Origin of the sequence: Micromonospora sp. WMMB482 (assembly GCF_019038635.1) — a bacterium.
In the GTDB taxonomy this organism is placed as follows: domain Bacteria; phylum Actinomycetota; class Actinomycetes; order Mycobacteriales; family Micromonosporaceae; genus Micromonospora; species Micromonospora marina.
Map to the genome: position 1 here is coordinate 4,795,366 of NZ_JAHOPD010000020.1, position 11,819 is coordinate 4,807,184.

14 protein-coding genes are annotated in these 11,819 nt (G+C 70.0%); 5 read left to right on the forward strand and 9 right to left on the reverse strand.

Features of this window, described 5'->3' with window-relative positions; translation table 11 throughout:
* Positions 1–8: 8 nt before the first annotated feature.
* The 7 genes from KSK32_RS23730 to KSK32_RS23760 all read right to left on the reverse strand — a co-directional run bounded on the left by KSK32_RS23730 (position 9) and on the right by KSK32_RS23760 (position 5,921).
* Positions 9–158, reverse strand: coding sequence for a hypothetical protein (locus KSK32_RS23730; RefSeq protein ID WP_216933180.1), 150 nt, complete (start codon positions 156–158; stop codon positions 9–11).
* 487 nt (positions 159–645) lie between these two features.
* Positions 646–1,308, reverse strand: coding sequence for a nucleotidyl transferase AbiEii/AbiGii toxin family protein (locus KSK32_RS23735; RefSeq protein WP_216936524.1), 663 nt, complete (start codon positions 1,306–1,308; stop codon positions 646–648).
* Complete coding sequence (locus tag KSK32_RS23740; protein ID WP_216933181.1) at positions 1,308–1,664, reverse strand: hypothetical protein; 357 nt, start codon at positions 1,662–1,664, stop codon at positions 1,308–1,310. Before KSK32_RS23740 ends, KSK32_RS23735 begins: the two co-directional genes overlap by 1 nt.
* Positions 1,665–2,229: 565 nt before the next feature.
* A complete protein-coding gene (locus KSK32_RS23745; protein WP_216933182.1) occupies positions 2,230–3,402 on the reverse strand; it encodes an MFS transporter in 1,173 nt (390 codons plus the stop codon).
* A gap of 341 nt (positions 3,403–3,743) precedes the next feature.
* On the reverse strand, positions 3,744–5,123 hold the full coding sequence (locus tag KSK32_RS23750) for a rhodanese-like domain-containing protein (protein WP_216933183.1): 1,380 nt from the start codon (positions 5,121–5,123) through the stop codon (positions 3,744–3,746).
* A 115-nt stretch (positions 5,124–5,238) separates the two neighbouring features.
* Positions 5,239–5,595, reverse strand: a complete 357-nt coding sequence (locus KSK32_RS23755; protein ID WP_216936321.1) for a rhodanese-like domain-containing protein — start codon at positions 5,593–5,595, stop codon at positions 5,239–5,241.
* Between the two features lie 11 nt (positions 5,596–5,606).
* Positions 5,607–5,921 (reverse strand): rhodanese-like domain-containing protein, encoded by a 315-nt coding sequence (locus KSK32_RS23760; RefSeq protein ID WP_216933184.1) that lies wholly within the window; start codon positions 5,919–5,921, stop codon positions 5,607–5,609.
* A 150-nt stretch (positions 5,922–6,071) separates the two neighbouring features.
* On the opposite strand from KSK32_RS23760, the gene trxA reads away from it, so the two are divergent.
* Entirely contained in the window at positions 6,072–6,440 is a 369-nt protein-coding gene (trxA, locus tag KSK32_RS23765) for a thioredoxin (RefSeq protein WP_216933185.1), read from the forward strand.
* A gap of 52 nt (positions 6,441–6,492) precedes the next feature.
* Here the strand turns inward: trxA and KSK32_RS23770 are convergent, their stop codons facing one another.
* Both KSK32_RS23770 and KSK32_RS23775 read right to left on the reverse strand, forming a co-directional pair.
* Complete coding sequence (locus KSK32_RS23770; RefSeq protein ID WP_216933186.1) at positions 6,493–6,885, reverse strand: DUF302 domain-containing protein; 393 nt, start codon at positions 6,883–6,885, stop codon at positions 6,493–6,495.
* Between the two features lie 80 nt (positions 6,886–6,965).
* Positions 6,966–8,168 (reverse strand): FAD/NAD(P)-binding oxidoreductase, encoded by a 1,203-nt coding sequence (locus KSK32_RS23775; RefSeq protein ID WP_216933187.1) that lies wholly within the window; start codon positions 8,166–8,168, stop codon positions 6,966–6,968.
* A 149-nt stretch (positions 8,169–8,317) separates the two neighbouring features.
* On the opposite strand from KSK32_RS23775, the gene KSK32_RS23780 reads away from it, so the two are divergent.
* The 4 genes from KSK32_RS23780 to KSK32_RS23795 all read left to right on the forward strand — a co-directional run bounded on the left by KSK32_RS23780 (position 8,318) and on the right by KSK32_RS23795 (position 11,700).
* Positions 8,318–8,587 (forward strand): metal-sensitive transcriptional regulator, encoded by a 270-nt coding sequence (locus KSK32_RS23780; RefSeq protein ID WP_216933188.1) that lies wholly within the window; start codon positions 8,318–8,320, stop codon positions 8,585–8,587.
* Positions 8,588–8,707: 120 nt separating this feature from the next.
* Positions 8,708–10,108, forward strand: a complete 1,401-nt coding sequence (locus KSK32_RS23785) for an MBL fold metallo-hydrolase (RefSeq protein WP_216933189.1) — start codon at positions 8,708–8,710, stop codon at positions 10,106–10,108.
* Positions 10,109–10,198: 90 nt separating this feature from the next.
* Positions 10,199–10,798: a rhodanese-like domain-containing protein gene (locus tag KSK32_RS23790; protein ID WP_216933190.1), complete on the forward strand. Its 600-nt coding sequence runs from the start codon at positions 10,199–10,201 to the stop codon at positions 10,796–10,798.
* A complete protein-coding gene (locus KSK32_RS23795) occupies positions 10,795–11,700 on the forward strand; it encodes a sulfite exporter TauE/SafE family protein (RefSeq protein WP_216933191.1) in 906 nt (301 codons plus the stop codon). The genes KSK32_RS23790 and KSK32_RS23795 overlap by 4 nt, the downstream gene beginning before the upstream one ends.
* The last annotated feature ends 119 nt before the right edge of the window (positions 11,701–11,819 follow it).

An 11,819-nucleotide genomic window follows, 5' to 3' on the forward strand; every position in this document is an offset into this window, starting at 1 on the left:
CTTGACTTTCAGCCAAGCCGGCCAAGTAGGCGATGCACATCCTCGTAAGACGGAAGCATGACAATCGGCTGGTCAAGCCGGTCAGCGTTGGAGCCGAAGAAGACCGGAGCTACGAAGAGCTGCGACTGGCGTTCGAGCGCGCGCACCAGCGGCAACATCAGCGGGCCGTAGTTGCTCGGCCAGAGACAGCCAACATGTCCCACCCAGGTAACTAGCCCGACTAAGTCGTCGAGCTTATAGACGGGATCCGGGGGCGCTGGGTAAAGTGCTGCCGCGTACCACGGGTCCCCGTCCGGATCGATTCCATGAGGTGCGGTGGAGCACAGGCGGTGGATCCTCTTTTCATTGTGATGCGACCCGTAGATCTATTTTGCCTTTGCGTCCCAGCCGTGGATCGTCACGAAATCTTTCAAATTCGTAGCGGTTGCTATTGCGCGCCTCGCGCGCTTCCAAGATATGTTGGGGGGTTCCACCTGTTCGAAGGGCGCCCACGCCGGCTCAACGAATTGGTAGTCCAAGCTTCACTTCCCGTAGCAGCTGCTGGGTGGGACGGTTGGCATAGTTCAAGGGTTTTTGCTCTCCAGTCGCGGTAGCCGACACGTGCAGGCGGGGGGTGAAGTAGGGCCTGCCGCCGCTTCATTTTCTCTAGACTTTTCGCCGTAGCGCGGTTCGCCAGGTGAAGACGCGGTTTCGTAGGTCGGCGACTGCCTCCGGGGGAAGGCCGTAATCGGTGAAATCTTCGACGTCGAACCGGTCGACATGGCCAAGCATCGCGGCGAACATGCTCCGATCGAATCCGTCGTCGGCGGCGTGTGCGAGATCGCACAGCTGGTCGAGGGTGTACCGGCCGCTGCTGATGGCGGCGTCGATGTCGAGGAAGTCGCGGGCGGCTGCCCGGTTGTAGAGGGCGTCCATCTTGCCGGCCATCACATCATCAGGGTGCAGGACCGGACCGATGTCCATCTGGACGGGCGGCTGCGCTCGCCAGTTCGCCACAAGTTCCACCCGGTGCTGCTGTCCTGGGTGAGCTGGGTCGGTGACGTGCAGCCGCGCGAAGGTGTCGAGTCGAAGGTCGACCTCGACGCGGAGACCTTCGGCGCGGTATGCGGCGATCACCTCATCGACGGCGGTGGGGAAATCGGCGCGGCGCTGCCAGTCGGCGAACAGGTCGACGTCTTCGCTGGGGCGGTCGAGGATGCCATGGGCGGCGATGGCGTGCCCGCCGGCCAAGGCGAACCCGTACTGGCCGCCGACCTGTAGGGCGATCTGCGCCAGCCGGCGATGGATCGGCGGAGTCTGGCCGCCCACTATGCGGCGTGTCGGCGCGCGTTGGCCAGCTCGGGGAATCGTGCTTCCCACAGATGGCGAACCTGCGGTGGCAGCACGAGGGCCGGCCACAGGCGTTGCAGGGTCGGGCCGTCCAGCCATCGGGTGAGATCGTCGGGGGCAGTGGCTTCGCGCAGCACGGTTTCGTACATGCTGGCCAGGCGCCGCGGGTTGTCCAGGTCGTAGCGCGCCCGCCCGGACCAGTCGAGCCGGCGATCCAGGCTCACCACGCCGTTGATTGGCCCCCGCAGAGCCTCGAGCCGGTCGGCGACGACGTAGGGCCGCTGGTCGGCGTAGCGGGAACCCGCCGGTGCTCCGCCGGTGTCTGCACCACCCATGATCGACCAGCCTCCTCCGGCTGCTTCCTGACGACAACGTTCAGGCCCACGGTAGTCGACCGTGCAGCGGGTGAAGGGTTCGCGGCACTGTGTCGGACACTATCCAGCCTGACGTCGATGATCGGCCCACTGGCGATCGCACGTACGCCGGGGGCCGGCGGACTGCGCGGTAGAGGACGTCCTTGACGATCGGCAGTAACGAGCCCGGTAACGCATTGGACCGCAACGGACGGATCAGGCGGCAGCGCACGACACGGGACAGCATTGCGAGGTGTCGCTCTTATCCAATTCCGAGGACGTATCAGCCTATTCTGGCATGGCGTGACAGAATCGTTGTGAAACTGGGGGTCAAGGGGTCGTCGGTTCGAATCCGGCCGTCCCGACAGGTTGACCTGGGGAGATGAAGATCTTCTCCGGTAACGGCGGTAACATCCGGTAACGGATGATCTTTGTTGGCCGTAACGGCGATGATCGCTGGCCGCCGGCCCGCTGAACCCGGAACGCTCTGACCTGCCGCTTCGTCTGTGTTCTGGACGGAGCGGCATTGTGGTCTCTTGATTCCGCGTCAAGCGGGGAGGCATGAGCGCCTGCCGGGCGCATGAGTGCTGCGTTGACGGAAGCAGTCCTCCGTGGGCCACCCCATTTTCGGGTCATCCTTGAGGGCACTCCGTGGCATCCGGCACCTGGCACGCGCGGAAGGGGGAGCTCGGCGGGGTGGAGCCGGCCGGTCAACCGCGTGGGGCGCGCTGTTCCGATGTGTCTCGTACATCCGCCCGGCGACGATCAGGCCGGACACGGCGGTGAGGGCCGCCACCGCCCAGGTGGCGCCCCGGATACCGACGAGGTCCGCGAGGAAACCGGCCAGTAGCGCGCCGACGGCGAAGCCGCCGTCGCGCCAGAGCCGGTAGGCGCCGACTGCGCGGGCCCGCCATGCGGGGTGCGCGACGTCGCCAATCGTCGCGAGCAGGGTGGGGTAGACCATGGCGGTGCCGGCGCCGAGCAGGATCGCGGCCGTCGCCCACGATCGGAAGCTGTGGGCGCCGGCGGTCAGCCCGAGCGCGCCGGCCTGGGTCAGCATCCCGACCACGATGAAGGGTTTGCGTCCGAGCCGGTCCGAGAGGGGCCCGGTGATGATCTGGCCGAGGCCCCAGAACGCGGGATAGAGGGCTGCCAGCACCCCGATTCTTGGTAGAGAGAGGCCGGCGGCGGCGAAGAGCACCGGAAACAGGCCCCAGGCGAGGCCGTCGTTGAGGTTGTTCACGAGGCCGGCCTGGCTGGCCGAGCCCAGCGCCGGTTCCCGCCAGCTGACCAGGCTGAAGACCTGCCGGGTGGTGAGGTCGCCCGGGTGAGCGCCCTCGGCGCTCTGGTGGCTGGCGGCCTCGTGATGGGCGAGCGCACGGGTTTCCCGCGCGAGGAGCGACGACAGGCCGAGGCCCATCGCGACGTAGGCGGCGCCCAGCAGGAACGGCGCGGGCCGCAGGCCGTAGCGCGCGGCCAGGGCTCCGCTCGCCAGCGCCGTCGCGGCCACGGCGACATATCCGGCTGCCTCGTTCAGCCCCATCGCGAGGCCGCGCCGCCGTGGCCCGGCCAGGTCGATCTTCATGATTACGGTGGTGGACCAGGCCAGCCCCTGGTTGACGCCGAGCAGGACGTTGGCTGCCACCACCCAACCCCAGCTCGGCGCCCAGATGAGCAGCAGGGGTACGGGGATCGCCGCCAGCCAGCCGGCCAGCAGCACGGGTTCGGCCGTACCTGTCGGACAGGGCGCCGGCGAAGAAGTTGGTGACCGCCTTGGTGGCGCCGAAGGCGAGGATGTAGGTGAGGGCGGCGGTGTAGGCGGTCAGGTGAAACTCCCGCTGCCCCAGCAGTGGCAGGACGGTGCGCTCGGTGCCGAGCACGCCACCCACCAACGCGTTGACCACGACGAGGAGGAGGAACTGGGCGGCGTTCGCGCGCAGGCCGAGCCTCGGCCCGGCGGTGCCCGCGGCCGTGTTCACCCCTGTCATGTCTCACCTTCCTGCGGGAACGGGCAGGTGGCCGGGCTGTCCCCGGTCACCTGCCCGGCTCGTCGTGGTCGGATCAGACCGCGGCGTGCAGCGCCTGCCATGCGCCGTAGCCGCCGAGCAGGTCGGAGACGTCCGCCCGGCCGACGTTGCGGAGCAGGCTGGCCGCCACCGAGGAGCGGTAGCCGCCCGCGCAGTGCACGACGACCGCCCGGTCCGCCGGCACCTCGTCGAGGCGCCGCGTCAGCTCAGCGAGGGGGATGTGCAGGGAGCCCTGGATGGCACCCTGCTCGCGCTCACCGGCGTTGCGGACGTCGAGCACCACCGGCGCCTCGGGGCGGTCCAGCGCGTCGCGCAGCTCGGTGGCGGTCAACCGGCTCGCGCGGGCCATGTCCCCGGCCATCTCGAGGAACGCGCCTTCGGGCTCGCGGAGGTAGCCGACGACGTGGTCGAAGCCGATCCGGGCGAGCCGTACGACGATCTCCTCCTCCCGGTCCTGTGGGGCGACCACGAGTACCTTGCGGTCCGGGGCGATCACGCTGCCTGCGGTCTCGGCGAACCGCCCGTCGGCGGGGATGTTGACGGCCCCCGCGAGGTGGCCCGTGGCGAACTCCTGCGGGTCGCGGGCGTCGACCACGACCGCGCCGTCGGCGCGGGCCTGGGCGAACTCGGCGGCGTCGAGCGGGCGCGGGGCCTTGGTGTGGTCGAACAGCTCGCGGGCCTTGCGGTTGAGCACGGCGTCGAAGGCGAAGTAGCCGGGCGCGGACGGCTGGCCGCCGGTGACCAGGGCGAGGAACTGCTCCTGGCTCATCGGGGCGCAGGCGTAGTTGGTGCGGCGCTGCTCGCCGATGGTGGACTGCCGCTCGGTGGAGAGGTTCTTCCCGCAGGCCGAGCCGGCGCCGTGGGCGGGGAAGACCCGGACCTCGTCGGGCAGGCCCATCAGCTTGCGCTGGACGCTGTCGTAGAGCATCGCGCCCAGTTCGTCCGCGGTCACGCCGAAGGAGGCGAGCAGGTCGGGTCGGCCCACGTCGCCGATGAACAGCGCGTCGCCGGTCATCACCCCGTACGGCGTGGCGTCGTCGGTGTGCTCGTAGACCAGCACGCTGATCGACTCGGGCGTGTGGCCCGGGGTCTCCATGACCTCCAGGGTGACGTCGCCGAGGCTGATCCGCTCCCCGTCGGTGAGCTTGCGGATCGGGTACTCGGTCTCGGCTCGGTGCCCGTAGCCGATCCACGCGCCGGTCGCGGCAGCGACCTCGAGGTGCCCGGCGAGGAAGTCGGCGTGGAAGTGGGTGTTGATGACTCCCTCGATGGTGAGGCCGCGGGCTCGTGCGTCGGTCAGGTACTCGTCGATGTCGCGGCGGGGGTCGACCAGCACGGCCCGGCCGGTGCTCTCGTCGGCGATCAGGTACGACGCCTGGGACAGACAGTCCAGGTAGTACTGGGTGAACAACATGGTGCCGAACTCCTTCACGGTGATGAGCAGCGATGCGATTACGATAGCGCATACCCCTGGGGGTATAGGACGGGCCGAAGGTCCTCATCCTCGGGACCTTCCCGCCGGACGACCCTCAGGCCAGGTGCCCGGGCCGCCCACCCTTGGCCTGGAGCGCCATTCCGGCCTGGACCCAGGCCCGCATCCCGCCGGCCAGGTTGTAGATCTGGTGGTGGTCGCGGGCGAGCAGCGCGGCTGCCTGCCGCGAGCGCGCCCCGGACCGACACGCGGTGATCACCGGCCGGTCCGCCGGCACTTCCCCGGCCCGGCCGGCGAGTTGGCCGAGCGGGATGTGCCGGGCCCGGGGTGCGTGGCCGGCACGCCATTCGGCCGGCTCCCGAACGTCGAGCAACAGCCCTCCATCGGCGACCAGCGCCGCAGCCTCCTCGGGCCCGATGGAGGTGTAGGGCTTTCCGAAGACCTTCTTCAGCATTCCACCGAGGTTCACGCGTCCGCTCCCGTCACGATGTCGCGACCACTGCGGGCCCACCCGCCGGTGCCGTCGGCGACCGACCGGGCGTCGATGCCCGCGCGGGCCAGGAACTGCGCCGCGGACAGGCTGCGGCCACCACTGGCGCAGATGACGTAGACCGGGCGGCTGCGGGGAAGTTCTCCGACCGCTGCGGCCAGTTGTCCCAGCGGCACCGACCGGGCGCCGGGCACGTGGCCCTCGACGTACTCGAACGGCTCACGGACGTCCACCACCGTGGCCCCCTCGGCGTGCGCGGCGGCGAAGTCCGCCAGGTTCACCTCTTGCATCTCATCCTCCGATCCGTATACCCCCAGGGGTATTTACGTCGACCATAGCGCGCCGGGCCCGGCTCGGTATTCCGCCCGTCGAGTGGGAATGTAAACCCCCGGGGGTATGTTGGCCGGTGCGAGAGCACTGCCGAAACGTGGAGGTTGGACATGGCGAGCGTGGCGTTGACCGGCGCGAACTTCGAGGAGACCGTCACCCGCGACGGGATCGTGCTGGTCGACTTTTGGGCGAGCTGGTGCGGTCCCTGCCGCGGCTTCGCGCCCGTTTTCGAGCAGGCCAGCGAGAAGCACCAGGACATCGTGTTCGGCAAGGTGGACACCGAGGTGGAGCAGGGTCTGGCCGCGGCGGCCCAGATCCGGTCGATCCCGACGCTGATGGCCTTCCGGGACGGCGTGCTGGTCTTCTCCCAGCCGGGTGCGCTGCCGGCCGCGGCTCTGGAGCAGGTGATCCAGGCGGTCCGCGACCTCGACATGGACGAGGTGCGGGCCAAGATCTCCGGGGAGCCGGCCAGCCGGTGACAGCCTGAACGACCACGGCGGGGTGCGGGCGATGCCCGCACCCCGCCGTTTCTCATCCGGAGAGGGCGTCCAGGGCGGCCCGCAGTCGCCTGGTTGCCTCGTCGGCGACCGTCCGCAGGTCGGCGGCGTCGCTCAGCTGCACCATCACCTGCGGGTCGAGCGCCTGCACCAGGGTGGCGTCCGGCCCGTCGGCGCGGACCACGACGTTGCACGGTAGGAGCAGGCCGATGTTCCGGTCGGCCTGCACGGCACGGTGGGCCAGCGGGGGGTTGCAGGCGCCGAGGATGACGTACTCCTCGAGTTCGACGCCGAGCTTCTCGTGCAGTGTGGCCCGCATGTCGATCTCGGTGAGCACCCCGAAGCCCTGGTCCTTCAGTGCCGCCCGGACCCGCTCGACGGTCGGGGCGAACCCGGCGGACAGCCGGATCGTCATCGCGTAGCTCATGCTCTGCTCTCCCTCAGCGGAGATGGTGCCGGCCGCGACACGACCGGCGTGGGTGATTCGGCAAAGCCGTGCCGGGCCGGTCAGAGGAGGCCGCGCAGCATGCCGTGCCAGTACATCGCCGGAAGCCCGTGGCGCTTGAGCAGCCACATGTCGTAGCGCGGCTTCATCGTGTCGATCAACGGGAAGCTGGGCGTCGGCTTGAGCTGGTAGTCGAACTCGGCCAGCAGCATCCGGTTGTGGGCGGTGACCAGTGGGCAGGAGGTGTAGCCGTCGTAGCGGGCCGGCAGCGGCTCGCTCCGGCGCGCGGCGAGCATGTTGGCCACCACCATCGGCGCCTGCTTGCGGATCGCCGCCCCGGTCTTGGAGGTGGGCAGGTTCGCCACGTCACCGAGTGCGAAGACGTCCGGCCAGCGGGTGCTCTGCAGGCTGTACTGGTCGACTGCCAGGTAGCCGAACGGGCTGGCAGGATCGGCGAGGGCACTGTCCTTCAGCCAGGCCGGCGCGCTCTGTGGCGGCACGGCGTGCAGCAGGTCGTAGTCGATGCTCTCCTTGGTGCCGGACTTGCTGTCGAGGATGACCGCCCGACGGCTGTCGCCGTCGACCTCGACCAGTTGGGACTCGTAGCGCACCTCGATGCCGTAGCCGGCGGCCACGCCCTCCAGGACCCGTGCCCAGTCCGGCTGGCTGAAGATGGTCGCGGTGGGCAGCACCAGGATGACGCGTACGCCGTCCAATACGCCCTGCCGACGCCACCAGTCCGCGGCCAGGTAGGCGATCTTCTGCGGCGCGCCGCCGCACTTGATCGGGCCGGCCGGCATGGTGAAGATCGCCGTGCCGCCGCGGACCTTCCGGATGAACTCCCAAGTGCGGGGGGCGAGGTCGTACCGGTAGTTGCTCGACACCCCGTTCCGCCCGACCGATTCGGCCAGACCGGGCACGCCCTCGAAGTCGAGCTGCAGCCCGGGGGCCATGACGAGCTGGTCGTAGGCGAGCGTGTCGCCGCTGGCGAGCGTGACGATCCGGTTGTCCGGGTCGACGCCGGCCGCCCGGTCCCGGGTCCACGTGACGCCCTTGGGGATGAGCTTGCCTTGCGGCCGTGCGGTTTCGCCGGCCTTGGCGAGGCCACCTCCCACCAGAGTCCAGAGCGGCTGGTAGTAGTGGTACTCGGAGGGCTCGACCAGGGCGATGTCGGTGACGCCCTGGCGCCGTAGCCGCGCGGCCACGCTGATGCCGGCGGTGCCGCCGCCGACGATGACCACCTGATGATGCCGGACCGCAGTCATGGAACCTCCCAGGTATGAGAAGGGCGACCGCCGTGCACGCCGCCCAGGGGCGGAATGTGTCGGCGACCTTCGAGGTTCAGCATACCCGTGGGGGTATCCCGTCGCGGTTCCGTACCCCCCGGGGTATGGTGGAGCCGAAAGGTGGGGCGATGAATCTTCGACCTGAAATGACCAGCGACGCGCTGACCCGGCTCAAGCGGGCACGGGGGCAGCTGAATGCCGTCATCGCGATGATGGAGAGCGGTCAGGACTGCCGCGAGGCGCTGACCCAGCTGGCCGCGGTGTCGAAGGCCATCGACCGCGCCGGCTACAAGATCATCGCCTCGGGCATGCGGTACTGCGAGGCCGCCCGCGAGCGCGGCGAGGCGCCGGAAACGACCGAGGGGGAGCTGGAGAAGCTCTTCCTGGCACTCGCCTGAGCGGTCGACCCGCCCGTGCTGCTTGACGGCGGCGCGGGCGGGTAACCGTTGGACATGAGTGGCCGGACTGTGCTCCCCGTATACCCCCCGGGGTATGTAGGTTTTGACAGGAGAACGGCAGTGACAGTTGAGGTGTCTGTTATCGCGACATCGTCCCTGGGTGACCGGAGCTACCTGGCTTCGGACGGGCAGGTGGCGATCGTGGTCGACCCGCAGCGCGACATCGACCGGGTCATGTATCTGGCGGGGGAGAAGGGCGTCCGCATCACCCATGTGGTGGAGACGCACATCCACAACGACTACGTCTCCGGCGGCCTGGAACTGGCCCGGGTGACCGGAGCCCGCTACCTGGTGGCCGCAGCCGACGAGGTCGGCTTCGACCGGATGCCGGTCTCCGACGGTGACGCGGTTGCGGTGTCCGACTCCATGCAGCTCCGGATCGTCGCGACGCCGGGCCACACCTTCCACCACCTGTCGTACATCCTCGACGAGGCCACCGACGGGGGCTGGCAGCCGGCGGGTGTCTTCACCGGCGGGTCGCTGCTGTTCGGCACGACCGGGCGCACCGACCTGCTCGGCAAGGAGTACGCACACGAGCTGGCCCACCACCAGCACGCCTCGGCGAAGCGGCTGGCGGATCTGCTGCCCGACGGGGCGGAGGTGTGGCCGACGCACGGTTTCGGCAGCTTCTGCTCGGCCAGCCAGTCCGATGCGCCCGAGTCGACGATCGGTCGGGAGAAGCAGGCCAACCCGGCGCTCGCGCTGGGTGCGGACACGTTCGTGACCGAGACCCTCGCGGGTCTCGACGCCTACCCGGCGTACTACGCCCACATGGGTGTGGCGAACTTCGCCGGTCCGGCCCCGGTCGACCTCACCCCGGTGACCCGGGCCGACGCCGCCGAACTGCGCGAGCGGATGGCCGCCGGGCAGTGGGTGGTGGACCTACGGCACCGCAAGGCGTACGCCGCCTCGCACCTGGCCGGGACGGTCAGCCTCGGGCTGGACGGCCCGATGTCCACCTGGCTCGGCTGGCTGATCGACTGGGGCGTGCCGATCACCCTGCTCGCCGAGACACCGGAGCAGGTGGCCGACGCGCAGCGCGAGCTGGTCCGCATCGGCATCGACCGCCCGGCCGCGCAGGCCACCGGCGAGGCCGAGCAGTGGGCGGCCGAGCCCGGACAGCTGCGGGAGCTGCGGATGTCCGACTTCCCGTCCCTCGCGGCGGCCCGCGCCGGGCACGCCCCCGCCGGCCTGCCCGCTGCGGACGTGGTCCTCGACGTGCGGATGACCAACGAGTGGCGGGCCGCCCACATCGACGGCGCCGTGCACATCCCGCTGCCCGACCTCCCCAAGCGGCTGGCCGACGTACCGGCCGGCGCCGTCTGGGTGCACTGCGGCTCCGGCTACCGGGCCACCGCCGCAGCCTCGCTGCTGGCGAACGCCGGCCGCGAGGTGGTCGTCGTCGACGACAAGTTCGACCAGGCCGCAGACGCCGGCCTGGAGATGGTCACCGAAGCCTGACCTCAGCACCGCAATCCGGCCGGCGCCGTCCGGCGCCGGCCGACATCCCCCTGCCATGACGTGTAGCGCTTTGCCCGTGAAAGAGGAGATATGAGTACTTCCGACATCACCCGCCCCGCCACCCTCGACGCCGCCAGCCTGCGGGAGCTGATCGACGCCGGCCGCGCGCCGCGCCTGCTGGACGTGCGTACCCCGGCGGAGTTCGAGACCTCGCACATCCCCGGCTCCTACAACGTGCCGCTGGACCTGCTCAAGGAGCACCGCGAGGAGCTGCGCAACCACCTCGACGAGGACGTCGTGCTGATCTGCCGCTCCGGCGCCCGCGCCACCCAGGCCGGGCAGACCCTGGCCGGGGTCGGCCTGCCCAACCTGAAGGTCCTCAACGGCGGCATCATGGCCTGGCAGGCCGCCAACGCCCCGATCAAGCAGGGCGCCCCCCGGTGGGACCTGGAGCGACAGGTCCGTCTGGTCGCCGGGTCCATCGTCCTGGCCAGCGTCGTCGGTTCGGTGTTCGTGCCGCAGCTGAAGTGGGTGGCGGGCTTCATCGGCGCCGGCCTCACCTTCGCCGCCGTCACCAACACCTGCGCCATGGGCATGATGCTCGGCAAGCTGCCCTACAACCGGGGCGCCAGCTGCGACCTGGACAGCATCGTCGGCCAGCTGCGCGAGAGCACCGGGGGGCGGGCATGACCGCCAGCCTGGTACTGACCGTCGGACTGGCCGTGCTGATCGGCGTCAGCCTCGGCCTGCTCGGCGGCGGCGGCTCCATCCTCGCCGTACCCCTGCTGGTCTACGTCGCCGACCTGCCGGCCAAGGAGGCCATCGCGACCTCGCTGCTCGTCGTCGGCGCCACCAGCGCCGTCGGCGTCATCCCGCACGCCCGGGCCCACCGGGTCCGCTGGCGTACCGGATTGATCTTCGGCTTCGCCGGGATGACCGGCGCCTACGCGGGCGGCCGGTTGGCCGAGTTCATCCCCGCCGGGTTCCTGCTCACCGGGTTTGCGGTGATGATGCTGGCCACCGCGGTCGCGATGATCCGCGGCCGCCGCAATGCCGAGGGCAAGCCCGTGCCGCACGAACTGCCGGTCTTCCGGGTGATCATCGACGGGATCGTCGTCGGCCTGGTCACCGGCCTGGTCGGCGCCGGTGGCGGCTTCCTCGTGGTGCCCGCCCTGGCGCTGCTCGGCGGCCTGCCGATGCCGGTCGCGGTCGGCACCTCGCTGGTGGTCATCGCCATGAAATCCTTCGCCGGCCTGGCCGGCTACCTGTCCAGCGTGCACATCAACTGGGGCCTCGCCGCCGCGGTCACCGCGGCCGCCATCGTCGGCAGCTTCGTCGGTGGCCGGCTCGCCGGGAAGATCCCCGCCGACCTGCTGCGTAAGTCGTTCGGTTGGTTCGTCGTGGTGATGGGCGTCTTCGTCCTCGGCCAGCAGTTGCCTGAACAGCTGCGGACGAACCCGCTGCTCTGGGCGGGCGTCGGCGTGGCCGGCGCGGTAGCGGTGACGGTGGCCGTTCTGCTCGGCCGGCGGAAGCCCGCGCCGGGGAGCGAGCCGGTCGTCCGGGAGGCGGTCGGGTCCTCGTCCCGCACCTGAGCTCCTGATACCCGAGGGACGCCCGGTGGATCCTGGCTCCCCTCGCCTGCTTCAACTATCTGCACTAGTACTAGCATGCTTAGTACTAGTGCAGATAGTAGAAATTGACGACAGCTGGA

Excerpts from the sequence above, each read along its gene's own strand:
- KSK32_RS23730 (WP_216933180.1), bottom strand. The coding sequence starts at position 158 with ATGTTGCCGCTGGTGCGCGCGCTCGAACGCCAGTCGCAGCTCTTCGTA.
- KSK32_RS23740 (WP_216933181.1), bottom strand. The coding sequence starts at position 1,664 with ATGGGTGGTGCAGACACCGGCGGAGCACCGGCGGGTTCCCGCTACGCC.
- KSK32_RS23750 (WP_216933183.1), bottom strand. The coding sequence starts at position 5,123 with ATGTTGTTCACCCAGTACTACCTGGACTGTCTGTCCCAGGCGTCGTAC.
- KSK32_RS23755 (WP_216936321.1), bottom strand. The coding sequence starts at position 5,595 with ATGCTGAAGAAGGTCTTCGGAAAGCCCTACACCTCCATCGGGCCCGAG.
- KSK32_RS23760 (WP_216933184.1), bottom strand. The coding sequence starts at position 5,921 with ATGCAAGAGGTGAACCTGGCGGACTTCGCCGCCGCGCACGCCGAGGGG.
- trxA (WP_216933185.1), top strand. The coding sequence starts at position 6,072 with ATGGCGAGCGTGGCGTTGACCGGCGCGAACTTCGAGGAGACCGTCACC.
- KSK32_RS23770 (WP_216933186.1), bottom strand. The coding sequence starts at position 6,885 with ATGAGCTACGCGATGACGATCCGGCTGTCCGCCGGGTTCGCCCCGACC.
- KSK32_RS23775 (WP_216933187.1), bottom strand. The coding sequence starts at position 8,168 with ATGACTGCGGTCCGGCATCATCAGGTGGTCATCGTCGGCGGCGGCACC.
- KSK32_RS23780 (WP_216933188.1), top strand. The coding sequence starts at position 8,318 with ATGAATCTTCGACCTGAAATGACCAGCGACGCGCTGACCCGGCTCAAG.
- KSK32_RS23790 (WP_216933190.1), top strand. The coding sequence starts at position 10,199 with ATGAGTACTTCCGACATCACCCGCCCCGCCACCCTCGACGCCGCCAGC.
- KSK32_RS23795 (WP_216933191.1), top strand. The coding sequence starts at position 10,795 with ATGACCGCCAGCCTGGTACTGACCGTCGGACTGGCCGTGCTGATCGGC.